The organism is Alloalcanivorax venustensis ISO4, from assembly GCF_015356855.1.
GTDB classification, from domain to species: domain Bacteria; phylum Pseudomonadota; class Gammaproteobacteria; order Pseudomonadales; family Alcanivoracaceae; genus Alloalcanivorax; species Alloalcanivorax venustensis.
The window spans coordinates 1-24,569 of record NZ_ARXR01000037.1 but is presented as its reverse complement, the minus strand read 5'-3'; the positions used below and the strand labels follow the sequence as shown (position 1 = coordinate 24,569).

Sequence of the window (24,569 nt, the reverse complement as noted above, 5' to 3'; positions counted from 1 at the left end):
CCCGATACCGGCGCTCCTTGGAAAATTGAAAGGTCCTGGCGCTTTTTCTGAAAGGGTGAAGCTGACCCGTGGCGGTTCCGCTGCAAAGTGAGCGGGGCAATGGTGGTGCCTGGAGGGACCTATTTGGCCATGGATGGCCAAATGAGAGCGGCCATGGATGGCTTGAGCGATCCCGGAAGGCACCACCATTGCACCGCGTCCCGGATCCGGAGCACCGGACACCGGAACAATAAAAGTCTCTGGCATCCCGCCGGGTGGCTAAAAGCCACCCTTTCGCGGGCGGGGCCCGCTCGCACAGGGCTATTACTCCGCCATGTTCGTGGTCGGCCCGGCGCGGAGCTTGGGTTTGACGCTCATCAGCAGCGCCGGCAGCAGGGTCAGGTTGCTGAGCAGCGCCACCAGCATGGCCAGGCCGGTGAGCAGGCCGAAGTAGACGCTGGGGTTGAAGTTGGACAGCGACAGAATCGAGAAGCCGGCGATGATCACCAGGGAGGTGTAGTACATCGCCTTGCCGATGGAGCCGTGGCAGCGGCGCACGGTGGCGCGGTAGTCGCCGTCGCGGGGCAGCTCCTCGTGGAAGCGGTGCACGTAGTGGATGGTGTCGTCCACGGCGATGCCGATGGTGATGGCGGTGATGGTGATGGTCATCAAGTCCAGCGGCAGGCCGATCCAGCCCATCAGGCCGAGCACCGAAGCGGCGCTCACCAGGCTCGGCACCATGCTGATCAGCGCCACCGGCAGGGACCGGAACAGCACCAGCAGCATCAGCATGATCGCCGCGAACACATAGCCCAGGGTTTTGATCTGCGAGTCGAACAGGCTCTGCAGCATGTTGTTGTAGAGCACCATGGCGCCGGTGAGGTGCAGTTGCTCCGGCTGCAGGTCGAATTTTTCCAGCATGTCGGCGCGGATCTGTTCCAGCAGCTGGTTGCGGTTGAGGCCCTTGTAAGAGTCCACCACGCGCACGCTGATGCGGATCTGGCGGCCGTCGTCGGACAGGTAGGGGCTCACCAGTTGGGAGCGCAGGTCGTCGGGAATGAAGCTGGCGAGCAGCATCAGCTGCACATAGCTGAGCGGGCCTTCGTTGATTTTCTTGGCCACCTCGTAGGTGGTGGCGATGGACAGCACCTTGCCGGTTTCCGGCAGGGATTCCAGGTAGCGCTCCATTTCGATAATGCGGTCCAGCCGCTGGGGCGTGTACCAGTAGGCGCCTTTCAGGTTGGGACCGTCGCTGGCGCGGGCCTGGCCGGATCCGCCGCTATCGGCGAAGGGGTCGTCGCCGGCGGGTTCGCCGAAGCCGTCGTCACCGTTCGACGCGAAGGGGTCGTCCTCCACCGCGCCGAAGCCGTCATCGCCGTTGGCACCGGCGCCGCCGCCGTCGTCGGCGAACGGATCCGCTTCCACCGCCTCGAAGCCGTCGGCGCTTTGTGCCGTGTCGCCGCTGTTTTGTTGCCTGGCGCGCGGGGTGTTGTCGGCCTGTTCTTCCGGGGCGTCGATGACGATATCCAGCGGCGTGGTGCCGCCCAGCTTGCGGTCGATCTGCAGCATGCCCTGGTAGATTTCGGTGTCTTCCTGGAAGTAGTCGATAAAGCGGGTTTCCACCGTCAGCCGGGTCATGCCCCACACCGCGGCGATCAGCGCCAGCCCGGCGAGCAGCAGCAACGGTAACCGGCCGCGGTCGGCGAAGCCGGCGAAGGCGAGGGTGATGCTTCGCGTCAGGTCACGGCCCTGGCGCGGCCGGCCCGGCGACAGCGGCGCCAGCAGGGCGGGGAACAGCAGAAAGCAGGTCACCAGCGCGACGCCGATGCCGATGGTCATCATCCAGCCGAAGTCGATCACCGGGCGGATGTCGCTGATCACCAGCGAGGAGAAGCCGACCATGGTGGTGAGCACCATGTAGATGCTCGGGCGCATCATGTGGGCGGCGGTTTCCTTGAGCAGCCAGGCCTGGTCGGCGGCCGGGTTTTCCTCATGGAGTTCCCGGTAGCGCACCGTCAGATGGATGGTGATCGACATGGTGATGATCAGCAGCAGCGACAGATAGTTGCTGCTGATCACGGTGACTTTCCAGTCCATCCAGCCGAGCCAGCCGGTCACCGCCAGGGCGGTCACCGCGCAGCAGGCCAGCGGTACCACCACCCAGCGCGGGCGACGGAAGATCAGGAACAGGGTGAGCACCAGGAAGATCAGCACGCCGAGGCCGAACACCTTCAGGTCGGACTCGATAAAGCGGATCATGTCCGAGGCGATCATCGGCACGCCGCCCAGGAACAGCTGCGCCTGGTCCCGGTAGCCGTCCATGATGCTGCGAATTTCGCTGACTTCCTGCTGGGTGCGGGCCTGCACCTGGCTGTGGTAGTCGCTGAACTCGGCGGCGACCTGTTCCAGCTGCTCCGCTTCCTGATCGCTCAGCTCGCCGGCGCGCTCGCTCTCGCGCAGGGCGTTACGCCGGTTGAGCAGCTCATAATAGCGTTCGTCCCGTTCGAAGGTGAGCAGCAGGGCGGTGGTGCCGCCGTCCTCGCTGACCAGCAGGTCCTCGTAGAGCGGGTTCTCTTCGGTGAACTCCTGCTTGGCCAGGCCCAGGTCCACGCCCGGGTCGCGCAGCGTGCGGTAGCCGTCGGACAGGTCGGTGAACGCCACCTTGGGGCTGAACAGCAACGGCACGTCGAGGAAACTGTACACCGAGCCGACCCGGTCCACGCCTTTCAGTTCGTCCTGCAGCGCCTGAATATGGCGCAGGGTGTCCTGCTGGAACAGCGGCCGGTCCTTGGGGGTGTAGGTGACCACCACGAAGTCGCTGCCGCCGTATTGCTTGGCGATCTCCCGGTAGTATTCCAGCGCCTTATCGTTTTCCAGCGTCAGGGATTCCGCCGACGCATCCAGTTTGAAGTCGGTGGCCTGCCAGGCCGCCACCGCGCACAGCGCGCCCACGGCGGCGAGCCAGAACATAGGATGGCGAAGAACCAGCCGGCAATAGGCGCGAAACAATCGAGACGTCATCAAGAATCCCTAGAACATGGCGGCGAATTCGCGGGCGAAGCGCTGATCGAAGCGATGGATCAAGCGGCCCGCGGGCAGCGTCAGCAGGGTCATCAGCCCTTCGGACCACTCCTCCTGATGGACCCGGCAGCCACCCTCACCATCGTCGATAAAGGTGAAACGGTGCGTGATGCTGGCCATGGGCAGCTCCAGCCCCCAGGCGATGGATTCGTTTTCGCGGTATTCCTGGATGCGCACCACCACCGGCGCCGGCGGCAGACGGGGCAGGTCGGCCACGAACAGCAGCGCGGCGCCTTCGCGCCACTCACCGCCGAACAGGCGCGCATGGCGAACCACGGAACACCAGTCCGCCCAGCCGTTCACCTGGCTGAACAGGGAAAAGGCCTGGCGCCGTGACGCCCGGGTCTCGGTGACTTCGTCGATGAAGTAACGTTTCAGCATGCGGTCCTCGTGACGGGCGTATTCGTGACGGGGGTAAGAGTACCCATCATGGGGCCGCGCCACCAGTTCCGGCGCGGGTTGAATCGGGCCATTCGCCTTTGGTCCGCTTGACCGCCGGCACGCCTCTGCCTAGCGTCGACAAAAAAATAACAAAAGGAACCCTCATGGTGGATCAACCGCTGCCGGCGGGCACGGCCCCCGGTTTGCTTGATATCGTCCTGCGTGGCCGCCCGGATCGGGCGACTCTGTTCCAGCAGGCCGGGTTGGACGCGGATACCGTCGCCGGCGGCGACGGCCACCTGACCTCCGCGCAACTGGACGCGCTGCTCGGCACCGCCTTTACGCAAGCCGGGGACCCGTTGTTCGGGCTGCGCGTGGGGCGCGCCAACCATTACCGCGACCTGGGGCCGCTGGGCGCCTTGATGGCGGCCTCCGAGACCCTGGAGCAGGCCCTGCTGGTATTGCTGCGTTACCGGGAACTGATGCTGCCCTATCTGGCGCTGGCGCTGCGCCGCGGGGAACACCAGTGCACCCTCACGGTGAGCGGCGGCGAAGCGCTCGCCGTTACCCACACCCGCGCCCATAACGATCTGCTGCTCGCCACCCTGCTGGCCCTGGGCCACTCGCTGCTGGGTGGGCGCATGCCGATTCAGCGGGTGGCGTTCCGCCATCCTTGCCCGCCCGATCAGGAGCTGGATGAGTACCGGTCGTTTTTCCGTTGCACGCTGCAGTTCGACCAGCCGGCCAACGCCCTGGTGTTTTCCCCGGCGTTGCTGGGGCACAGCCTGCCCGCCGCCGATACCGCGCGGCGGCGGGAACTGGAACGGACCGCGGACGAAAAGCTACAGGCACTGCGGCGGGTCGGCGGCGTGACCGGCCAGGTGATCGAGCAGCTGCACGCCGGCCTCGGCGAGCGGCCCCTGACCGTGCATCTGGTCGCCGATCGGCTGGACATGACGGCGCGTACCCTGCAGCGCCGGCTGCACCACGAAGGCGCGCAGTTCGCCCGCCTGCGCGACCAGGTGCGCATGGAGTACGCCTGCCGGCGGTTGCGCCGCGGTGACTGCGACATGCCGCAGCTGGCCCGCCGTCTGGGTTTTTCCGACATCGCCAATTTCTACCATGCGTTCCGGCGCTGGACCGGTTGCGCGCCCGGCGCCTACCGCAAAAATCAGGTGCGCCGCCGCTGAACCCTTACGGTTTTCGCGCCGCCCCGGCTCTCTTACCATAGCGCCATGATAACCAGTGAACGGATCCAGGCGGCCCTGGCGGCCCGCCACGGCCTGCCGGTGCGGCATTGCCGGGTGGACGCCCTGGGCGGCGGCGACACCGGTGCCACCTTCCAAGTCGATTTGAACGGCCGACCGGCGTTTCTTAAATGGCTGCCCGACGTCGATGCCCTGGACGCGGAGGCGGACGGGCTGGCGGCGCTGGCCAAGGCGATCCGGGTGCCCGAGGTACTGGACCACGGCGACCTGGCCGGAGGGCGGGCGTTATTGCTGGAGTGGCTGCCGTTGGCGGCACCCGGCGAGCCGTTCTGGCCCGCGCTCGGCCGTGCCCTGGCCGCCTTGCACGGCGTGGAGGGTGAACGCTTCGGCCATCACCGGGACAACTGGATCGGCGCCAACCCGCAATACAACAGGCCGGACACTGACTGGCCGCGCTTTTTCGTTGAACAACGGCTGCTGCCGCAACTGCGCTGGGCCCGTGACCGGGGCCTGGAGGCCGCGGTGGGCGAGCGGCTGGAGCGGGTCATGGCGCGGGTGCCGGCCTGGCTGGCGGGCCTGAGCGTTCGTCCGGCGCTGGTGCACGGCGATCTCTGGCGGGGCAATGTGGGCACCCTGGCGGGCAACCGCCCGGTGGTGTTCGATCCGGCGGTGTACTACGGCCACGCCGAGGTGGACCTGGCCATGCTGTCGTTGTTCGGCCGGGTACCGGAGACGTTTTACCGGGCCTACGGGCAAAACCCCCGGGCGGTGGATTTTCAGCATCGCGTCCGGCTTTACAACCTGTATCATTTGCTCAACCACTTCAATCTGTTCGGCGGTGGCTATGCCGGCGCCGTAGCCGACAGCGCCACCGCCTTGCTGCGTGACTGAGATAGCCGATGCACATCGTCGCCGACGAAAACATGCCCGCCCTGGATGACTTTGAGCGCTTGGGGCGGGTGACCCGCGTGGACGGGCGAAGTCTGACGCGGGCCGACCTGCGCGACGCGGACATCCTGCTGGTGCGCTCGGTGACGCCGGTCACGGAAGCCTTGCTGGCCGATACACCGGTGCGGTTCGTGGGGTCCGCCACCATCGGCACCGACCATGTGGATCTGGACGCCCTGGACCGGCTGGGCATCGCCTTTGCCTGCGCGCCCGGCTGCAACGCCCGGGCGGTGGCGGAATACGTGCTGCAGGCGTTGCTGATGGCCAGCCAGCACCACGGTCGCCCCCTGCGCGGCAGCACCGTGGGCGTGATCGGCCTGGGCAATGTGGGCGGCCTGGTGGCGGCCTGGCTGCGCGCGCTGGATGTGAAGGTGCTGGGGTGCGACCCGCCGCTGGCGCGCGCCGGCCGGGTGACCTCGGTGTCGTTGGACGAGGCGCTGGCGGCGGACGCCGTCACCCTGCATGTGCCGCTGATCAAAGGCGGCGACGAGGCCACCCGGCATTTGCTGGACAAGACCCGGCTGCGGGCGCTCAACCACGAGCAAACGCTGATCAATACCTGCCGGGGTCCGGTGGTCGATAACCAGGCCCTGAGCCGGCGTCTGGCGCGCGGCGACGGGCCTTTGACCTTTCTCGATGTGTGGGAAGGGGAGCCACTGCTGAACCCGGCGTTGCTGGAGCAGGTGTTCAACGGCTCCCCCCATGTCGCCGGTTACAGCGTGGAGGGCAAGCGCCTGGGCAGCGCGATGCTCTACGAGGCCTGGTGTCGCTGGATGGGGGAACCGGCGCCGGCGGCGCCGGCCGTGGCGGAGCGGCGCACGCTGGCTCTGGATGTGGAGGACGAAAGCCAGCTATTGGCGCTGCTGCGTTACGCCCACCGGCTGCCGGAAGACGACCAGCGGCTGCGGCGCAGCCTGCGTGAGAGCGACCCCGGCGCCGCCTTCGACCGGCTGCGCAAGCAATACCCGCCCCGCCACGAACTGCATCACTGGCGCCACCAGGGCAAGGTGGCGCCGTCGCTGCGGGCGCTGGTCAGCCTGCTTTTCGAGTCGAACGCTTCGGGTAGCGCCAGGCCTGTTCCAGCTCTTCACAGGCCCGCAGGATCATCGCCTCGGTGATGGGAATCTCGCGGCCCTGATCGTCGAGGACGGCGGCGCCGTGGAAGTCCGCGCCACGGGGCGTTTGTGAATAGGACAGGCAGCTCATGCTAAGGTCTCCGGCGTTGCGTCCCGGCCATTGTTATAAAGAGACATGATCGTTTTATGACAGACATCGAGAATCGCCTGGTCCTGGGCGTGCTGGTCAACCCGTTCGCCGGCGTCGGCGGCGCCGTGGGCCTCAAGGGCAGTGACGGCAGCGACACCCGCGAGGAAGCGCTGCGGCGCGGCGCCACGCCCATGGCGGTGGACCGCATGACCCGCGCCCTGGCCGGTCTGGCCGCGCGCACCGGTGGTCTGGAGGTGCTCACCTGGGGCGGCGCCATGGGTGAGGACAGTTGCCGGGCGGCCGGGCTGCCGGCGCGTTCGCTCGGCGAGCCGCCGTCGCCCAGCGAAGCCGATGACACCCGCCGCGCCGCGCGCGCTCTGGTCGATGCCGGCGCGCAGCTGCTGCTGTTCGCCGGCGGTGACGGCACCGCCCGGGATCTGGTCGACGCACTCGGCGAGGACGACGTGCCGGTGCTGGGCGTGCCGGCGGGCTGCAAGATGCACTCCGCCGTCTATGCGATCAACCCGGAAGCCGCCGGCGAGTTGCTGGCGGAGCTGGTGGACGGCGGCCTGGTGGCGCTGCACGAGGCCGAGGTGCGCGACATCGACGAAGAGGCCTTCCGCGCCGGGCGCGTCCAGGCGCGCCACTACGGCGACCTGAACGTGCCCGCCGAGGCCCGCTACCTGCAGCAGGTGAAGTGCGGCGGCCGCGAGGTGGAGGACCTGGTGGTCACCGAGATCGCCGCCTGGGTGATCGACACCCTGGAGCCGGACACCTATTACCTGGTGGGCTCCGGGTCCACGGTGGCGGTGGTGATGGAACAGCTGGGTCTGCCCAACACTCTGTTGGGCGTGGACATTATCCGCAATGAGGAAGTGGTGGCCGCCGACGTGGGCGCCGACCGGATACTCGAGGTGATCGGCGACGCCCCGGCCCGGGCGTTACTGACCGTGATCGGCGGCCAGGGCCATCTGTTCGGGCGCGGCAACCAGCAGTTCAGCCCGGCGGTGATCCGGCGCCTGGGGAAGGGCCGCATCGATATTCTCGCCAGCCGCACCAAGCTGGGCACCCTGGAAGGGCGCCCGCTGGTGGTGGACACCGGCGACGCCGCGCTGGACCGGTCCTTATGTGGGCTCTGGCCGGTGATCAGCGGCTACGAAGACACTTTGCTCTATCGCGTCGCCACCGATGCGGGTTAGCGGCTACCCGTAGCGTTTTTCGGTGAGCGCCTGGATGCGGTCGTCCAGCGGCGGGTGCGAGCGGAACAGGGCGGCCAGGCCGTGGCGCACGCCGCTGTTGATGCCGAAGGCGACCAGCGAATCCGGCATCTGGTTGGGCACCTCGTACTCCGCTTTCAGGCGCTGCAGGGCGCTGACCATGTCACGACGGTCGGCCAGTTGCGCGCCGGCCACGTCGGCGCGGTATTCCCGGCGCCGCGAGAACCACATGACGATGGTGCTGGCGGCGATGCCGAAGATGATCTCGGCGATGAACACCACTATGTAGTAGCCGAAGCCCAGGCCGCCTTCGCCGTCGCGGCGCAGGAAGCTGTCCACCACCGAGCCGACCACGCGGGCGGCGAAGATCACGAAGGTGTTCACCACGCCCTGGATCAGGCTCAGGGTGACCATGTCGCCGTTGGCCACGTGGCCGATTTCATGGGCCAGCACGGCGCGCACTTCTTCCGGGCGGAAGCGCTGCAGCATGCCCTGGGAGACCGCCACCAGGGCGGCGTTCTTGTTCCAGCCGGTGGCGAAGGCGTTGGACTGCTGGGCGGGGAACACGCCCACTTCCGGCATGCCGATGCCGGCTTTCTCGGACAGCTCACGGACCGTGTCCAGCAGCCATTTTTCGCCGCTGTTGGAGGGCTGCTTGATGATCTGCGCCCGGGTCGACCACTTGGCCATGGGCTTGGATATCAGCAGTGAAATGAACGAACCGGCGAAGCCGAACACGGCGCTGAAGATCAGCAGGTTGCCCAGATCCAGTCCGGTGCCGCTTTGCGCCAGATAGGAATTCACGCCCAGCAGGCTGAGCGTGATGCTGGCCACCACGATGACCGCCAGGTTGGTAAGCAAGAACAGCGCGATGCGCATCATTGAGGTCGATCTCCAAAACCAAAAGGACGTTGTCAAACCGATCGTTAAATGGGGGCGGCGCGGTTGTCTTCAAGCGCCCCGGCGGCGATACTCGCCGGTTTCCATCGGTCCTTGATGCGCATGCCTTCCCCCGATTCGATAGACCTGCTCAGCCCCTTTCTGGTTCCCCCGAGCGACGCTCGCCACCGGCTTTTTCACGGCCGTGGCAAGACGCTGCCCGGCTGGGAAGGGCTCACCCTGGACCGGTTCCCGCCGGTGCTGGTGGCGACCCTGTTCGACGACTACCCTCCGGCCACGCTGGCGGCGCTGGAGCAGCGCCTCGGCGAGGCCCTGCCGGGGCTGGGTTGCGACACCCTGGTGTTCCAGCACCGCCACCGCCGGCCGGCGGTCACCGAGGTGCGGCGCGGCGCTCTGCCGGAGACCGCCTGGGCGGAGGAGGCCGGCCTGCGCTACCGGCTCGATTTCCAGCGTGGCCAGAACCTGGGGTTCTTCGCGGACATGGCGCCGGGGCGGGCCTGGCTGCGGGAGCGCGCCGAGGGCAAGCGGGTGCTCAACCTATTCAGCTTTACCTGTGCGTTCTCCGTGGCGGCGCTGGCCGGTGGCGCCCACTCGGTGGTCAACATCGACCTGTCCCGGCCGGCGCTGGCGCTGGGCCGGGAAAACCAGAACGCCAACGGTTTCGCCGACGCCCGGGTGCATTATCTGCCGCATAACGTGTTTCGCAGCTGGAAGAAGCTGCACGCCCTGGGCCGTTACGATCTGATCGTGGCGGACCCGCCCAGCGCCCAGAAGGGCAGCTTTCTGGTGGAACGGGACTACCCCAAGGTGCTGGCCCGGCTGAGCAAGCTGCTGGCACCGGAGGCGGAACTGCTGCTGTGCCTGAACGCCCCCTGGCTGCCGGCGGACTGGTTGCGGGAGCAGGCGGCGGAGCGGCTGCCCGGCGCCACCTTCGAAGGCCGGCTGCCGGGCGCGGCCGGTTTCGACGAGGCCGCCGAACCGGCCCTCAAGGCGCTGGCGTACCGCTATCGGCGGCCAGCGCCTTAAGCGGTTCCAGGGGGTTGCCGAAGCGCGCCCGGAACGCCTGGCCGATTTCCTGGGCGCCGATGTAATTGAGATGGCTCTCGTCGCGGTAGAGCGGGATGCCGTCCAGCACCGTCTGGCAACGCTCTGCGTCGCACAGCACGCGGCTCGGGTCGATCCAGTTCACGCTCGGGAAGCGTGCCTGCACGTCGCGCTGGAAGCGGTTGAAGTCACGCCGCTGTTCGGCCGCGTCGGCGGCGTCGATGCTGCAGTCTTCCAGGCCCTTCAAGCGGCACTGCGCGTGCGCGTCGGAGGGCAGCTCCGGCACCCCTTCAAGCACCACCACCCGGTGGCCCTGGTCGAGTAGCCAGTCGATGGTGGCCACGAAGTAGTCGTGGAAGTCCGTCGACCGCAGGTAGGAGTTCCACCAGGCCGAGATAAACACCGTCATCGGCTCCTGCTTGAGGTACTCGGTGAGGGCCCGGTTGCGCACGATCTTCTCTTCGTCGCCGGGGAACGCCTGCTCCGTCAGCTCACCGGGAATAAACGGCGTGGAGGCCTGCGTGACCATCAACAGGGACAGGTCGGTGCTCTCCAGGAAGACTTCCATGAAGCCGATCAGCGCGATGGCGTGGGAATCGCCGATCAGCACGCTGTCCGGCCGCTCACCCTCGGCCAGCGGCTGGCCGAACAGGCAGGCTTGGTCGCGCACGAAATCCCGGGTGGGGCCTTTGAAGCACGGTTCGTGCACGTCGGCGCTGTCGTTCTGCACGATGATCTTGTAGAGGTCGCGGCGTTCCTCGGGGATGCGGAAACTGAGGTCGTCGGCGATGCGGATGGTGGACTGGATCGCCCAGATGATCAGCAGCGGCACCAACACCAGAATCTTGAAGGCCCGTTTGAAGTTCCAGGGGCGGCGCCGCAGCGGGTTTTCCACCAGCTTGTAACCCAGCCAGGACGCCAGCAGTACCGCCGCCAGCAGGCCCAGACGAATCGGCCAGGTCAGCTCGATCAGCTGGTAGTGCAACAGCGCCACCGGCGGCCAGTGCCACAGGTACAAGGAGTAGGATAGCCCGCCCAGGAACACCATCACCGGCAGGCTGAGCAGGCGGGCGGTGACCGTGCCCGGCTGCACCAGCCCGGCCTGGATCACCATGGCCGTGCCCAGCGTCGGCCACAGGGCGTTGAAGCCGGGGAAGGGATCGTTGCTGGTCAGGAATACGGCGGTGGCGAGAATCATCGCCACGCCGGCCACCGCCAGCGCCTCCGCCTGCCTGGGCCCCAGCGTCGGCAGGCGGTGGCCGTACAGGGCCACGCCGGCCCCCAGCATGAATTCGAACAGCCGCGCTGGCGGCAGATAAAACGCCGCCTTTGGGTGGGTATGGGCCAGGTAGACGGAGAGCAGCAGGGCGGCGATCAACAGGGCCAGGAACACCAGCGGCGAGCGGGTCAGCTGCCCGCTGCGCCAGGCCCACAATGTCGCCGCCGGCCACAGCAGGTAGAACTGCTCTTCCACCGCCAGCGACCAGGTGTGCAGCAGTGACAGGCTGCGGGTTTCCGGCGCGAAATACTGGCTCAGTTCAGTGAAATAGTAGAGGTTGCTGATCCCCATCAGCGACGCCAGCCAGCTCTTGGCGAAGATGTAGTAATCGTCTCCGATATAGAACGGCGAAATAATCAAAAAGGTGACGGTGGAGACCAGCAGAAAGGCCGGCACCAGACGGCGGATACGGCGCGCATAGAAGTCGCCGAAGCGGAAGCCGCCCTGGTCCATCTGACGGGTCAGCAAACCGGTGATCACGAAACCGGAGATCACGAAAAACACGTCGACGCCGATAAAGCCGCCGCTGATACCCGGAAACTCAAAGTGGTACACGATGACCAGTAAAACGGCGAGCGCCCTCAGACCCTCGATGTCCGGGCGGTATCGTAAAGCTGTCATTGTTTCCCCAAGTCCCGCTATAACGCGGGTCCCATGAAAACCGTCCTTGGGTGAAGTGGACGTTCAGGCGGTGGCGCGGGCCAGGAAATGGCGCACCAGCGCTGAGATTCGCGTGGAATCCCGGGCGGCCAGGGCGGTGCGGAACTGCTCCGCCAGGGTGGCGCGCTCCAGTTGTACGCTGACGGGCAGGTCCGGGTCCGCTTGCGGGTCCGGATCGCCGGTGGCGGTGAGCAGGGTGAAGGCGCGGTTGCTGAGCACCGCCTGTTCAATGCCCTCTTGGTAGAGGGTGCTCTGGTAACGCAGGTAACCCTCTTCAGCCAGCCACAGCATTGCCCCCAGACAGGCCATGTGCCTCTTGCCGTGCAGCCCCGCCTCGTCCAGTTGGTCAGGGCCGCTGATGTCTTCCACATAGACGGCCTGGGGGCGCGGAAAGTTCATATACAGCTGCAACAGTATGCGCGCCACGTCCTGGCTGAAGTCGTCGATGTGCAGATGCATGGGATTACTTCTTTCTGATCCGGTCCAGATAGTTGGCGATGCGGCCGATGGAATCCTCCAGATCGTCCATGCGCGGCAGGAACACCACCCGGAAATGGTCCGGGTCGGGCCAGTTGAACGCGGTGCCCTGGACGATCAGCACTTTTTCCTGGCGCAGCAGGTCCAGCGCGAAGGCTTCGTCGTCCTGGAACGGAAACACCTTGGGATCCAGACGCGGAAACAGGTAGAGCGCGGACTTGGGTTTGACGCAACTGACACCGGGGATCGAGCTGAGCATGTCCCAGGCCTTGTCGCGCTGGCGGCCCAGGCGCCCGGTGGGCAGCACCAGGTCGCCGATGCTCTGGTAACCGCCCAGCGCGGTCTGGATCGCGTGCTGGCTGGGCACGTTGGCGCACAGCCGCATGCTGGCCAGCATGTCCAGGCCTTCGATGTAATTCTCGGCGCGGTACTTGGCGCCGGAGATCACCATCCAGCCGGCGCGGAAGCCGGCGGCGCGATAGTTCTTGGACAGCCCGTTGAAGGTGATGAACAGCAGGTCGTCGGCCATCGACGCGATCGAGTGGTGCTCCTCGCCGTCATAGAGAATCTTGTCGTAGATCTCGTCGGCGAACACGATCAGGTCGTGCTCGCGGGCGATCTCCAGCATTTCCTGCAGCAGCGCCTTGTCGTAGTTGGCGCCGGTGGGGTTGTTGGGGTTGATGATCACCATCGCGCGGGTGCGGTCGGTGATTTTGGAACGCAGATCGTCCAGCGCCGGTTGCCAGTCCTGCTTTTCATCGCACAGGTAATGCACCGGGTTGCCGCCGGACAAACGCACGGCGGCGGTCCACAGCGGGTAGTCCGGCGCCGGCAGCAGCACCTCGTCGCCATAGTTGAGCAACGCCTGCATCGCCATCACGATCAGTTCCGAGACGCCGTTGCCGATGATGATGTCGTCGACCGTGACGTTTTCGATGCCCTTGGTCTGGGTATACTGCATCACCGCCTTGCGGGCCGGGAACAGGCCCTTGGAATGGCAGTAGCCGGTGGAATCCGGCAGGTTGTGAATCACGTCCTGCAGCAGCTCTTCGGGCGCTTCGAAGCCGAACGGCGCCGGGTTGCCGATGTTGAGCTTGATCACCCGGTGGCCTTCGTCCTCCAGGCGGTGCGCTTCACGCAGCACCGGGCCACGGATGTCGTAGCAGACGCCCTTGAGTTTGTCGGATTTGTTGATCGTGGTTTGATGACCGCTCATGAATACTGCCCGTCCTGATCCGGCGTTAGGCTAAAGACCGGATTCTACAATGGCGGGAAAACACTGTATACGAAGCAGCCGGGAGCATTTGATGATCGAGTTCAAGGACCTGCTGGCCCTGGCGGTGAACCGCAAGGGCGGCCTCAAGCCGGTGGAAGCGCAACTGCCGGCGGTGAAGAGCGCCGCCCAGCTGCGCCGCCCGGACGACGCCTTTTATTTTTCCGCGCTCACGCGGCGCGTGTTCCGGGCCGGGCTCAAGCACTCTCTGGTGGACGCCAAATGGCCGGCGTTCGAAGAGGCGTTCTTCGGTTTCGATCCGGACAAGCTGGTGCTGATGCCGGACAGCATGCTCGAGGAGCGCATGCAGGACACACGGCTGATCCGCCATTGGGGCAAGATCAAGGCGATCCGCCATAATGCCCAGCTGGTGCTCGACCTGCGCCGCGAATACGGCAGCATGGGCCGCTGGCTGGCGGACTGGCCGGCGGAGGACACCGTCGGTATGTGGATCCTGCTGAAAAAGCGCGGCAAGCAGCTCGGCGGCAATTCCGGCGCCGCCTTCCTGCGCATGGTGGGGCGCGATACCTGGTACCCCACCGACGATGTGATCAGCGTGCTCCGCGCCCACCGCATCATCGACAAAAACCTGTCGAGCCAGCGCGATCAGCGCGCGGCGCAGGCGGCGTTCAACCAGTGGCAGAGCGAATCCGGCCGTCCGCAGGCTCACATCAGCAAGGTACTGGCGCTCACGGTTGGGTAAAACCCTTTGACACAGCGGGTCTGGAAAGGGAACATAAATAAGAATTATTCACTTTTAGACGCTGGAATCCGGATCCATGGTTCTCATCGAGCGGCGCCCCCTGGGCGTTTTTTTGTTGCTGTGCTTTTTCATGCTGACCGCCACCGCCCGGGCGGCGGACCAGACCGCCCTGGTACAGCTGGTGGAGTACGTCGGCGCGGACTACGTTAACGCGGTGCAGGACGGCGAGATCGTCAGCGAGGCGGAATACGCCGAAATGGACGAATTCACCCGCCTGTTGAGCGAGGGCATCGCCACCCTGGACGACGTGGAAGGCAAGCAGCGGCTGGCCGACCAGGCGCAACAGCTGGAAGCCGCCGTCGACGACAAGGCGCCGGAGGCGCGCATTCAGGAACTGGCGCAGAAAATCCGCGGCACCCTGGTGACGGTGTACGGCCTGCCGGTGATTCCCAAGACCGCGCCGGATATGGAGAAGGCCGCGCAGCTGTACCAGACCCACTGCGCCGCCTGTCACGGTGACGAAGGGCGTGGCGACGGCCCCGCCGGCGCGGCGCTGGAGCCGGCGCCCACCGATTTCCATGAGCGCGCCCGCTACATGGGCCGCTCCATGCTGGGGCTCTACACCACCATCACCGGCGGTGTGGACGGCACCGGCATGGCCGCCTACGACGACCAGCTCAGCGAGGCGGAGCGCTGGGCGCTGGCGTTCTACGTGGGCGGCAAGGCGGTGTCCGATCAGGAGGCCGACGCCGGCGAGCAGGCCCTGCGCGGCACGCCGGGCCTGAAAGCGGATATGACCCTGGACACGGTGATCGGCAAGGCCCCCGCGGACGTGCGCGACGAGATCGGTAAGCCGGCGGTCCAGGCCATGGGCTATCTGCGCCGTAATCCGGAAGCGCTGTTCAGCCAGAACCGCTTTATCGAAATCAGTGACGCCAAGCTGGGCGAGGCGGCCGGCCTGTACGCCGACGGCGACCGGGCGGCGGCCCGCGCCGCGGCGCTGTCGGCCTATCTGGACGGCTTCGAGATGATCGAGCAGCAGCTTGCGGCGGTGGACGGCGACCTGATGCGCGCCACCGAGCGCCGTTTCATGGCGGTGCGCCAGGCGATCGAACAGGGTGAAGAGCCCGCCACGGTGGACGCCAGAGTGGCCGAGGCCCGCGACAGCCTGGCCGCCGCCGAGGACGCGCTCGGCGGCGACGGCCTGAGCGCCGCCGCCACCTTCTCGGCGAGTTTCTTCATCCTGTTCCGTGAGGGTCTGGAGGCGCTGCTGATCGTCGCCGCCTTGCTCACCTTCACCCGTAAAGCGGGCGCCCGCTCGGCCAGCCGTCATATCCACTTCGGCTGGGTGGCGGCGCTGATCGCCGGCGTGGCCACCTGGTTCGCCGCCTCCACGGTGATCAGCTTCAGCGGTGCCTCGCGGGAGCTGACCGAGGGCGTGGCCGGCCTGGCGGCGGCGGCGATCCTGTTCTACGTGGGCTTCTGGATGCACAGCAACAGCAACAGCCAGAAGTGGATGGGCTACATCAAGAGCAAGGTGGATAACGCCCTCGGCGCCGGCACCGTCTGGACCCTGACCCTGGTGGCGTTCATTTCCGTGTACCGGGAGATGTTCGAAACCATCCTGTTCTATCAGGCGCTCTGGACCCAGGTCACCGAAGCCACCCAGCCGTACCTGCTGTACGGGCTGCTGGCGGCCCTGGCGGCGCTGGCGGTGGTCTGCGTGCTGATCTTCCGCCTCGGTATGCGCCTGCCGCTGGGCCTGTTCTTCAAGGCCACCAGCCTGGTGCTGCTGGTGCTGTCGGTGATCCTGCTCGGCAAGGGCATCGCCGCCCTGCAGGAAGCCGGCCTGATCAATGCCACCTACATCGGCCTGCCGACGCTGGAGTGGATCGGTTTCTTCCCCACCCTGCAGGGCGCCCTCGCCCAGGCCGCCGCCGTGGTCCTGGCGGTGCTGGCCTGGTGGCGCGGTAACCGCGCCACTAAAGCAGGTTGAGAGCGCGCGGTAACCGCGCCACCAAGTAGGTCCTTCCCCGCACACCGTTCTACCCGGGCCGCTCAGGCCCGGGTTTGCGTTTGTGCGCGAACCTCCCGGATACTCCGTGGTCTTTCCCTACCTGTAGATGACGATAGAGAGTTCTGATTAATGCGAAGTTGGGGTGGCAAACTCATTGTCGGCCTGTTGGGCATGTTGATCGGCGGGCCCATCGGCCTGGCGATCGGCGTGCTGATCGGCCACTTCCTGGACCGTGGCGTGGAGCGGGTACAGTCCTTCAACCCGTTCCGGCCCTACCGGCCCGGCGAACGGGAGGAGGTCCAGGAGGCCCTGTTCTCGGCGGTGTTCTCGATCATGGGCCATCTGGCCAAGGCGGACGGCCGGGTCAGCGAGCAGGAGATCGGCCAGGCCGAAGCGATCATGAGCCGCATGCAGCTCAACGACGAGCAGCGCCGCCGGGCCCAGGAGGCCTTCCGCCAGGGCAAGGACGATGATTTCCCCCTCGACCGGACCGTTGCCGAATTCCGCCAGCGCATCCGCCGGCGCCGCCATCTGGTGGTGGTGTTCCTTGAGCTGCTGCTGCAAACCGCCCTGGCGGACGGCGAGCTGCACGCCGAGGAGGAGCGCATCCTGTTCCGTGTCGCCGCCGGGCTGGGCGTGCCGGAAAGCCAGTTCCGGCAGATTCTCAACATGGTGCTGGCCCAGGCGCGCTTCGGCGGCGCCGGTGCGGCCGGCGCGGGTGGCGCGGCCGGCCCGTCACGGCCGTCGCTGGGCGAGGCGTATCAGGTGCTGGGGGTGAACGAGGACGCTTCCGATCAGGAGGTCAAAAAGGCCTACCGGCGGCTGATGAGCGAGCATCACCCGGACAAACTGGCGGCCCGTGGCGTGCCGGAAGAGATGATTCGCGTGTCCACCGAGAAGACCGCCGAGATCAGCAAAGCCTACGATATGATCAAGGAAGCCCGAGGAATGCGTTGAGTCGCCACCGGGAGGATGACAAGTACCCGGCGGCGGTAGTAGCTTGAAGAGGATTACCCGCCCGAGCACCGCCCCGGTGCCCGGGCCCCTTCAGCGGAGGACCTGTCAGCTATGCTCGGTGAACCCCATAGTATCCACCACGAATTCCCCCAGCACCGCGAACGCATTGACGCCCTGGCCAAGGAACACCCGGAGTTCCGCGCCAAGGTGGAGGAGCACGACCGGTTGGACAAAACCATTCGGGGGCTGGAGATGCGCGAGAACCCGATCGCGGACCGCGATATGGAGACCATGAAAGTGGAGCGTATGCACCTCAAGGACGAGATTTATCGTCGCTTGAACGGGGGTTAGCCGACGCCACCTTTAAAAACGCGGTCACAGGCCCAACCGTAAGAAGACGCGTAAACGGACGCGTTTTGGCTCGGGAGGCCTGATGACTGCCTATTCCATTCTTGATCTGAGTCCCATCCTGCGTGGCGGCGACGCCGCCCAGGCCCTGGGCAATTCCCTTGATCTGGCGCGCCACGCCGAACAGTGGGGCTACACCCGCTACTGGGTGGCCGAGCACCACAACATGCCCGGCGTGGCGAGCGCCGCCACCAGCGTGGTGATCGGCCATATCGCCGCCGGCACCCAGCGTATCCGGGTCGGCTCCGGCGGCGTGATGCTGCCCAACCACGCGCCCCTGGTGATCGCCGAACAGTTCGGCACCCTGGCGGCCCTGCACCCGGGGCGCATCGACCTGGGCCTGGGCCGGGCGCCGGGCACCGACATGGAAACCGCGCGGGCGCTGCGCCGCGATCTCAACAGCAACGCCATGGAGTTCCCGCGCGACGTGGAGGAGCTGCAGGCTTACCTGGGTGATCCGACCCCGGATCAGCGCGTGCGGGCGGTGCCCGGCGCCGGCAGCAAGGTGCCCATCTGGCTGCTCGGCTCCAGCCTGTTCAGCGCCCGGCTGGCGGCCCAAAAGGGCCTGCCGTTCGCGTTCGCCTCGCATTTCGCCCCGGAGGCCCTGCTTGACGCCTTGCAGGTGTACCGCGACAACTTCCAGCCTTCCGCGCAGTTGGAGCGCCCCTACGCCATGGCGGGGGTGGGCGTGTTCGCCGCCGACAGCGACGAGGAGGGCGCCTTCCTGGCCACCTCCATGCAGCAGCAGTTCGTTAATCTGCGGCGTGGGCGGCCCGGGCCGCTGCCGCCGCCGGTGGAGAGCATGGACGGCATCTGGTCGCCGCTGGAAGCGGAGGGCGTGCGCCAGGCGATGAAGTACGCCATGGTCGGGTCACCGGAAACGGTCCGCGACGGGCTGCGCGCCTTCCGTGACCTGACCGGGGTGGATGAGCTGATGATCACCGGCGGGATTTTCGACCACGCCAAGCGGCTGCAGTCGTTCCGCATGGCCGCCGACATCTGCCGCGATCTCTAGACCCTAGGCCACGTTGGCCGGCCGTTTTTGCGGCCGGCCGGTGCCCTTGTTCAGGCACCAACTGTCACGGTCGCCGTCGATGGCGATGCCGCCCACCCAGCGCCGTCCGGGATGGGTGTCGAGCCAGTTGTTGTGGCCGCTGAGCACCGCGTGGCCGTGGGAGGTGATGTGCAGTGACCGGTCCTGCCACGGGGTGTCCTCGCCGTGGTCGCTGGTCAGCAGTGGGCGTTCGCCGCCCATCAGCGGCTGCATCATCCACCAGAACATGGTGTCGCCCAGATAGGGCAGCGGCTCGCGCTCGCGCGTCAGATCCCGGAACACCTCGCCGACGGTAATCGGGCCGCGCTCGGCCACCAGCTGCACCGCCAGCTGTTCGCTCAGGCCCAGGCCGGTGGCTTCGTCCGGCAGTTCCAATAAGTGTCGGCGCAGGGCGCGGCCCAGCATCGGCAACTCCGGGGTCAGGGTGCGTGATAGATCGTCCAGCCGTTGCGGCGTGTCGGCGGTCACCGCCCGCCAGGCACGGCGGCCCAGGGTAATAAGCGCATCGTCCACCGGGCGGCGCTGCTGCCAGAGCCAGCCGAGCACCTCCGGCGCCAGCTGCCCCAGGCCGATAAACCGGTCCACGCCGGGAATACCGTCGGTGGCCACCAGTTCCAGCCGCGTGGGGCGACGTTGCAGGGCCAGATGATTGAGGATGTAAGCCAGAATCAACTGGTCGTAGCTGTCGTGTTCGAACCACAGCACCACCCGTTCGCTGTCCATGGCCTGGTCCAGCCCATCGTACTCATGCTGCTGCCGCCGGCGGGTTTCGTTCTCGTCGCCACCGAAGACCTCGCAAAGAAAGCGGGTGCGCTCGTCCATGAACGCCTGCCGCTCCCGGCTGTGCAGCGGGCCGATGCAGAAGGGGTCGCTGAAGGTGTGAAAGTGGCCGTGCAAACCGGTGGCGGGCAGGGCGTCGCGCAGATCCGACCCGCAGCGGATGTGCACCGTATCCAGGTCGTCGTCCAACGTCCTTTCGGCCCGTTCGCCGGCGGTGTCCAGAGCGGCCACGTGCCGCTGGAAGTGATCCCAGCCCTGAAAACCCATCTCCCGGGACACGGTGTGCAGGGCGTCGCGCAGACCGGGCTTTTCACTGACCGGGGTGAGACGGTGTACGGCGATGCGCGCCAGGCAACGGCGGTCGCCGGACAGCGCCGCGTCCAGTAACCGCTCGGCATCCTCACGGGGGTCGTCGAGACGGAAGCGTCCGTGCTGTTTCGGAGTACTGCTGCCGGCGGGCATCGATGTCATAAACGGGGCCTTCTCCACAGCGCGGTGTGTGAGTCAAAAAATGGACTTACACAGTTGGCGAAGCGGGCCTTTGAGTCAATGCAAAGAGAGGCTTCAATGGCTTGAAAAGCCTAAGCTTTATAAAGGTTTTACCGGGGATACAAAGGAAGGCAAGAAATTGTCGTGACCTTCACGCCCGTTTCGACGGGAAAGGAATGGTGCCGGAAAGAGGAATCGAACCTCCGACCTACTGATTACGAATCAGTTGCTCTACCGACTGAGCTATTCCGGCACGGCCCGCCCGGGGGCGAGCGGGCGCTAGTTTAGCAGGAACCCCACGGCTGGCAAGACCGCCGACGGCTTACGCCTGTTTGATGCCGGCCAGCTTGCGGGCGTGCCATTTCTTGGACTCCACGTCCATGCCGCGCAGGATCTGAATACGCTGGGCCTGGGGGCTGCCGGCGCCGTGCATGGACTCGGTCAGGTAGCCCACCGCGTTGCGGCCCAGGGTCATGTTTTCGATCAGGCGCAGGATGCGCATGCGGTCCTCGGTGGGGATGTCGTCGCGGCCCTTCAGGAAGCGGCGGATGATGGCGCCGGCTTCTTCGTTGTCCAGATCCTTTTCGCTGGGCATGGTGGCGACGATGCCGCCGGCCAGGTCCTGGGCGAGGCGGGCGATCTCATAGGGGAAACGGGTGACGTTGTGCTTGCACACATTGGAGAGCATGGCGTCGTTCATGTAGATGCCGCTGGCCAGGGGTTTGGCTTCGTGGGAGCTGGCGATGCCGGACGAGAAAATGGTCTCGTTGAGGTGCACCATTTCCACCAGCTTGTCCTTGATGTGGCTGACCTTGTCGACGCCGTTGTAGTCGGCGATGGTGGCGGCGGCGCCGGTCATCACATCGCCGAGGCCGGTTTTGCACACATAGCTGGCGCGGTGGTAGGCGGTGAAGCGCGCCACCATGTCCTGGGCGAATTCGTATTCGCCGTCCATGAGCACGTGCTCGTGGGGGATGAAGACGTCGTCGAAATAGACCCACACCTCCTGGCCGCCGTATTCGGCGTTGCCCTGGTCGATGCTGCCGCCTTCCATGGAACGGGTGTCGCTGCTCTGGCGACCGTAGATGTAGGTGATGCCCTCGGCGTCGCCGGGAATCATGCCCACCACGGCGTAGTCCTTGTCGTGCTCGCTCAGGTTCATGGTCGGCATCACGCAGATCCAGTGCTGGTTCCAGCCGCCGGTCATGTGCGCTTTGACGCCGCGCACGAAGATGCCGTCGTCGTTGCGTCCGGACACGTGCAGGAACATGTCCTGGTCGCTCTGCTCGAACGGTCGCTTGCTGCGGTCGCCCTTGGGGTCGGTCATGCCGGCGGCGATCAACACGTTATGGCGCTGCGCTTCCTTGAGGAAAGCCAGATAGCGCTGGTGGTAGCCGGTGCCGTGCTTTTCGTCGATGTCCCAGGTGATCGAGTGCAGCACGCTGAGTGTGTCCAGGCCGGTGCAGCGCTGGAAGCAGGTGCCGGTGAGCTGGCCCAGGCGCCGCTGCATGCGGTTTTTCATCACCAGGTCCTGGGGTGATTCCGGCATGTGCAGAAAGCGGTTCACCGGGGCGTCAATCAGCGGCGAATGGGCGGTGGCCAATTCCGGGTCGTCGATGGCCAGGTCGTAGGTGGCGCGCAGGGCGTTGATACTGGGGCGGATCATCGGGTGGTCGGCGGGTTCGTCGATCAGTTCGCCGAACAGAAACAGACGGGTGCCGCGGCCTTTAAGGCTGCTGATGTAGTCGTCACCGGTGCGGATCACCGGCATCCGTGACCAGCGCTCGGTGGCGCTGTCGTGGCGGCGTGATGCCAGAGGGGAAACGGCGTTCATAGGGCACTCCTTGCGGGCTGAGCCGGCTGGCCGAGGTGCGTGTTATTGGACGTTTTCCCCAATAGTAGACACTGTGTCTCGGCTGGCAATGCAGGAGTGGCCGCTTGTTACCCAGGGTCAAGCGGTGGGTTGCTCCCGGGTCGGGCGGGGCCGGCCCGGGGCGACCGGCAGGGGCGTGCTAGTGGGGCTGTGGCTCGAACACCAGGGACGCGGAGTTGAGGCAGTAGCGCTGGCCGGTGGGCGGCGGTCCGTCGGGAAACACATGACCGAGGTGGCCGTCGCAGCGTGCGCAGCGGATCTCCACGCGCACCATGCCGTGGCTGCTGTCCTCCAGCTCGCGCACGTGGTCCGCGTCCACCGGCTCGAAGAAGCTGGGCCAGCCGGTGCCGGACTCGAACTTGCTGTCGGCGTGGAACAGCGGCAGGTGACACAGCTTGCAGGCGTAGGTACCGCTTTCCTTATTGTCCAGCAAACCGCCGCAAAACGGCGGCTCGGTGCCCTGATTCAGCAGGATGCGGCGCTCCTCGGCGGTGAGGCCGGCGGCGCGCTGCTGCTTTTCGGCGTCGGTGAGCGGCGTCAGATCGAAGCCGCTGGCGGAAACAGTCATGGCTACCTCTCAGGTTTTAAGCATTTCCGGGAAGGCGGCGTGCAGCTTTTCCAGTTTCGGCTTCGCCACATGGGTGATGTACGGCTGGTTGGGATTGCGGCGGGCGAAATCCTGGTGGTAGTCCTCCGCCGGATGGAACGGGTGGCCCGGCTCCAGGGTGGTGACGATGGGCGCGGTGAAGGCGCCGGCGTTGTTCAACTGCTGGATGTAGTCCTCGGCGACTTTCCGCTGCGCCTCGTCCACCGGAAAGATGGCGGAACGGTACTGCGGCCCGCGGTCGTTGCCCTGGCGGTCTTTCTGGGTGGGGTCGTGGGCCACCGCGAAAAACAGTTTAAGCAGGGCGCCGAAACTGATCCGCCGCGGGTCGTAGCGCACTTCCACCACTTCCGCGTGGCCGGTGCGGCCGCTGCAGACCGCTTCGTAATTGGCGCTGGCCGCGTCTCCGCCGGCGTAGCCGGACACCACCGACTGCACGCCGTCGAGAGGTTGATAGACCGCTTCCACGCACCAGAAGCAGCCGCCGGCGAGCACGGCGCGGCCGGCGTCCTGATCGGTGGGAACGTCTTCCACCGGATCGGGGAACCGGTCCGGGTGTATCGCCAGGGATGTGCCGGGGATCACTGCTTTCATACAACCTCCGTGACTGGACGACGACCATGACAGCCGCCGGGAAACCGTACCGTGAAGACAGTGGGGGCGGGGCCGGCGACTCTCAACCCGGGTCAGGGCAGCAGGCGCGCCTGCCGCAGGGTGTCGCGCAGGGCCAGGCACTGGCTTTTGGCGATGGCGCTCTGATCATTGGCTTCGTGGGTGCGGGCCATGCCGTGCCACAGGTTGGTGCCGGCGCCGTCGAGCAGGTCGGCGGGGAACATCTGCTCCACATCCGCCGGCGGCGCGTCCTTGATGCGCTCGCCGTCCAGGCCCACGCGCCAGGTGGGGCGCACTTCGTTGTCCTGGTTGATCGGGTTGAGCTCCTGGCGGTCGCGCATGTGCGGCGCCGACATCAGCAGGCGGGTCAGATCGACCAGCAGAATGCGGTCCACCGGGTGGTCGCCGGCCCATTCGACTAGCGCCTTGCGGCCCCGCTCGTACCACAGCGGTACCTCCTGGTGGCTGAGCAGCACGGTCAGGCCGGCGCGCTCGAAGATCGGCCGGCAGGTCAGTTCCCAGGTCTCGCGGGTGTCGCCTTCCGGGCTTTGCGCCACCAGCAGCAGGGTTTCCGCCGGCGGCGGCGGGGTGTCGGTGACCGTGCGCGTGGTCACTTCCGTGGTGCTGGCGCACCCGCTCAAAAACAGAACCGCCAGTAACAGGCCCCTCATGGCACTCTCCACAACACTACTTCCGGATGAACAAGCACCCAGTGTAGCAGGGGCCGACCACGGAGAAACCCGATAACGACGCGGTTTTACGTCATTCTGTGACGCCGCTCAGGGACGCCCGGTTAGGGACGCCCGGTTAGGGACGCCCGGTCAGGGGAACGCCGGCGAGATAAGCGCGGGCGCGTTCGCGCCGGCCCTCACCTCCAACTGAAAACGGCCCTCGTCGGCAACCGGGGGGTGATACCAGCGCACTTCGTAGAGGCCCTGTCCCTCGACGTCGTCGTCGATCAGCCGCAGGCGCATGTCGCCGCTTTCATCGTCCACCAGCGTGCCCCGGTTGTCGCTGCGCAGAATCCGCAGCAGCGGTTGGTGCAGGCGCAGGTCACCGGGTGGTTCGCCGACAAAACGCCAGGACCAGTAGGGGCCGCTGTCCTCTTCGCCACGGTGGAAGGTGGCCGGCCGGCGCCAGCTCCGCGACCAGGTGCGGTCCGGGTCGCCGTCCGGCCAGTAGTGATGGCTGAGCAGCTCGAAACGGCTTTCCCTGGGATAGTCGTCGACGCCACCGGTGCGCATCAGGTCCTCGCTCAGCCGCGCGCTTTGCGCGGCGAGAAAGTCCAGCGTATGCGGGCCGTAAAGGGTGTGGCCGCCCTCGTAGTACTGAGCGCCGTACTCGGCCTCGCTCACCGCGTAGCCGAAAAAGCCGTTGGCCAGGCTGGAGATCTCCACCCGCCAGTCGGTACCGGCGGGC

General features: G+C 66.4%; 22 protein-coding genes, 1 tRNA gene and 1 pseudogene. 10 read left to right on the top strand and 14 right to left on the bottom strand.

The genetic code is table 11. The annotated features are described in order from the left end of the window. Nucleotides 1–303: 303 nt before the first annotated feature. Both ISO4_RS14815 and ISO4_RS14810 read right to left on the bottom strand, forming a co-directional pair. Nucleotides 304–3,000, bottom strand: a complete 2,697-nt coding sequence (locus ISO4_RS14815) for an efflux RND transporter permease subunit (protein ID WP_194856715.1) — start codon at nt 2,998–3,000, stop codon at nt 304–306. 9 nt (nt 3,001–3,009) lie between these two features. Beyond that, nucleotides 3,010–3,441: an SRPBCC family protein gene (locus ISO4_RS14810; protein WP_067612041.1), complete on the bottom strand. Its 432-nt coding sequence runs from the start codon at nt 3,439–3,441 to the stop codon at nt 3,010–3,012. 164 nt (nt 3,442–3,605) lie between these two features. Between ISO4_RS14810 and ISO4_RS14805 the strand changes: the two genes are divergently transcribed. From ISO4_RS14805 to ISO4_RS14795, 3 genes are read left to right on the top strand one after another with little or no spacing between them, the layout of a single operon-like run. Continuing rightward, entirely contained in the window at nt 3,606–4,631 is a 1,026-nt protein-coding gene (locus tag ISO4_RS14805) for an AraC family transcriptional regulator (RefSeq protein ID WP_194856714.1), read from the top strand. A 45-nt stretch (nt 4,632–4,676) separates the two neighbouring features. Further along, on the top strand, nt 4,677–5,540 hold the full coding sequence (locus tag ISO4_RS14800) for a fructosamine kinase family protein (protein ID WP_194856713.1): 864 nt from the start codon (nt 4,677–4,679) through the stop codon (nt 5,538–5,540). An 8-nt stretch (nt 5,541–5,548) separates the two neighbouring features. Next, entirely contained in the window at nt 5,549–6,715 is a 1,167-nt protein-coding gene (locus tag ISO4_RS14795; RefSeq protein WP_194856712.1) for a 4-phosphoerythronate dehydrogenase, read from the top strand. Here the strand turns inward: ISO4_RS14795 and ISO4_RS17330 are convergent. Further along, nucleotides 6,714–6,803: pseudogene (locus tag ISO4_RS17330) on the bottom strand (PA1571 family protein); the annotation flags it as partial. The gene ISO4_RS14795 and the pseudogene ISO4_RS17330 sit on opposite strands and share 2 nt — an antisense overlap. Before the next feature lie 56 nt (nt 6,804–6,859). Between ISO4_RS17330 and ISO4_RS14790 the strand changes: the two are divergent. Next, nucleotides 6,860–8,002, top strand: coding sequence for an ATP-NAD kinase family protein (locus tag ISO4_RS14790; protein ID WP_194856711.1), 1,143 nt, complete (start codon nt 6,860–6,862; stop codon nt 8,000–8,002). 3 nt (nt 8,003–8,005) lie between these two features. Here ISO4_RS14790 and htpX read toward each other — a convergent pair whose 3' ends face one another. Beyond that, nucleotides 8,006–8,902 carry a protease HtpX gene (htpX, locus tag ISO4_RS14785; RefSeq protein ID WP_142949353.1) on the bottom strand — a complete coding sequence of 299 codons (897 nt, stop codon included), beginning with the start codon at nt 8,900–8,902 and terminating at the stop codon, nt 8,006–8,008. 120 nt (nt 8,903–9,022) lie between these two features. Between htpX and ISO4_RS14780 the strand changes: the two genes are divergently transcribed. Continuing rightward, entirely contained in the window at nt 9,023–9,946 is a 924-nt protein-coding gene (locus tag ISO4_RS14780) for a class I SAM-dependent methyltransferase (RefSeq protein ID WP_194856710.1), read from the top strand. Here the strand turns inward: ISO4_RS14780 and ISO4_RS14775 are convergent. The 3 genes from ISO4_RS14775 to ISO4_RS14765 all read right to left on the bottom strand — a co-directional run bounded on the left by ISO4_RS14775 (nt 9,906) and on the right by ISO4_RS14765 (nt 13,596). After that, a complete protein-coding gene (locus ISO4_RS14775) occupies nt 9,906–11,864 on the bottom strand; it encodes an acyltransferase family protein (protein WP_194856709.1) in 1,959 nt (652 codons plus the stop codon). The genes ISO4_RS14780 and ISO4_RS14775 overlap by 41 nt on opposite strands. Before the next feature lie 63 nt (nt 11,865–11,927). Continuing rightward, nucleotides 11,928–12,362, bottom strand: a complete 435-nt coding sequence (locus tag ISO4_RS14770) for a hypothetical protein (protein WP_194856708.1) — start codon at nt 12,360–12,362, stop codon at nt 11,928–11,930. A 4-nt stretch (nt 12,363–12,366) separates the two neighbouring features. Beyond that, nucleotides 12,367–13,596, bottom strand: coding sequence for a pyridoxal phosphate-dependent aminotransferase (locus tag ISO4_RS14765; RefSeq protein WP_194856707.1), 1,230 nt, complete (start codon nt 13,594–13,596; stop codon nt 12,367–12,369). A 91-nt stretch (nt 13,597–13,687) separates the two neighbouring features. On the opposite strand from ISO4_RS14765, the gene ISO4_RS14760 reads away from it, so the two are divergent. The 5 genes from ISO4_RS14760 to ISO4_RS14740 all read left to right on the top strand — a co-directional run bounded on the left by ISO4_RS14760 (nt 13,688) and on the right by ISO4_RS14740 (nt 18,753). After that, nucleotides 13,688–14,356, top strand: a complete 669-nt coding sequence (locus ISO4_RS14760; RefSeq protein WP_194856706.1) for a DNA-3-methyladenine glycosylase I — start codon at nt 13,688–13,690, stop codon at nt 14,354–14,356. Nucleotides 14,357–14,432: 76 nt separating this feature from the next. Continuing rightward, the gene (locus ISO4_RS14755) at nt 14,433–16,352 is read left to right on the top strand and encodes a cytochrome c/FTR1 family iron permease (protein ID WP_194856705.1); all 1,920 of its coding nucleotides are present in this window, start codon (nt 14,433–14,435) and stop codon (nt 16,350–16,352) included. Nucleotides 16,353–16,502: 150 nt separating this feature from the next. Next, nucleotides 16,503–17,330 (top strand): co-chaperone DjlA, encoded by an 828-nt coding sequence (gene djlA, locus ISO4_RS14750; RefSeq protein WP_194856704.1) that lies wholly within the window; start codon nt 16,503–16,505, stop codon nt 17,328–17,330. A 111-nt stretch (nt 17,331–17,441) separates the two neighbouring features. Continuing rightward, entirely contained in the window at nt 17,442–17,681 is a 240-nt protein-coding gene (locus ISO4_RS14745; RefSeq protein WP_142949346.1) for a YdcH family protein, read from the top strand. An 82-nt stretch (nt 17,682–17,763) separates the two neighbouring features. Beyond that, nucleotides 17,764–18,753 (top strand): LLM class flavin-dependent oxidoreductase, encoded by a 990-nt coding sequence (locus ISO4_RS14740; protein WP_194856703.1) that lies wholly within the window; start codon nt 17,764–17,766, stop codon nt 18,751–18,753. A 3-nt stretch (nt 18,754–18,756) separates the two neighbouring features. Here ISO4_RS14740 and ISO4_RS14735 read toward each other — a convergent pair whose 3' ends face one another. The 7 genes from ISO4_RS14735 to ISO4_RS14705 form a co-directional block, all read right to left on the bottom strand. Beyond that, nucleotides 18,757–20,043 (bottom strand): DUF1835 domain-containing protein, encoded by a 1,287-nt coding sequence (locus tag ISO4_RS14735; protein ID WP_194856702.1) that lies wholly within the window; start codon nt 20,041–20,043, stop codon nt 18,757–18,759. Nucleotides 20,044–20,238: 195 nt separating this feature from the next. Continuing rightward, nucleotides 20,239–20,314 (bottom strand) — tRNA-Thr (locus ISO4_RS14730). Nucleotides 20,315–20,383: 69 nt separating this feature from the next. Beyond that, entirely contained in the window at nt 20,384–21,895 is a 1,512-nt protein-coding gene (locus ISO4_RS14725) for a 4-hydroxyphenylacetate 3-hydroxylase family protein (RefSeq protein WP_142949343.1), read from the bottom strand. A gap of 178 nt (nt 21,896–22,073) precedes the next feature. Beyond that, the gene (msrB, locus tag ISO4_RS14720; protein ID WP_142949342.1) at nt 22,074–22,502 is read right to left on the bottom strand and encodes a peptide-methionine (R)-S-oxide reductase MsrB; all 429 of its coding nucleotides are present in this window, start codon (nt 22,500–22,502) and stop codon (nt 22,074–22,076) included. Between the two features lie 9 nt (nt 22,503–22,511). Then, the gene (msrA, locus tag ISO4_RS14715) at nt 22,512–23,132 is read right to left on the bottom strand and encodes a peptide-methionine (S)-S-oxide reductase MsrA (protein ID WP_142949341.1); all 621 of its coding nucleotides are present in this window, start codon (nt 23,130–23,132) and stop codon (nt 22,512–22,514) included. Nucleotides 23,133–23,224: 92 nt separating this feature from the next. Further along, nucleotides 23,225–23,821 carry a hypothetical protein gene (locus ISO4_RS14710; RefSeq protein ID WP_142949340.1) on the bottom strand — a complete coding sequence of 199 codons (597 nt, stop codon included), beginning with the start codon at nt 23,819–23,821 and terminating at the stop codon, nt 23,225–23,227. 150 nt (nt 23,822–23,971) lie between these two features. Next, the coding region (locus tag ISO4_RS14705) for a neutral/alkaline non-lysosomal ceramidase N-terminal domain-containing protein (RefSeq protein WP_194856701.1) at nt 23,972–24,569 on the bottom strand (598 nt) is incomplete at its 5' end.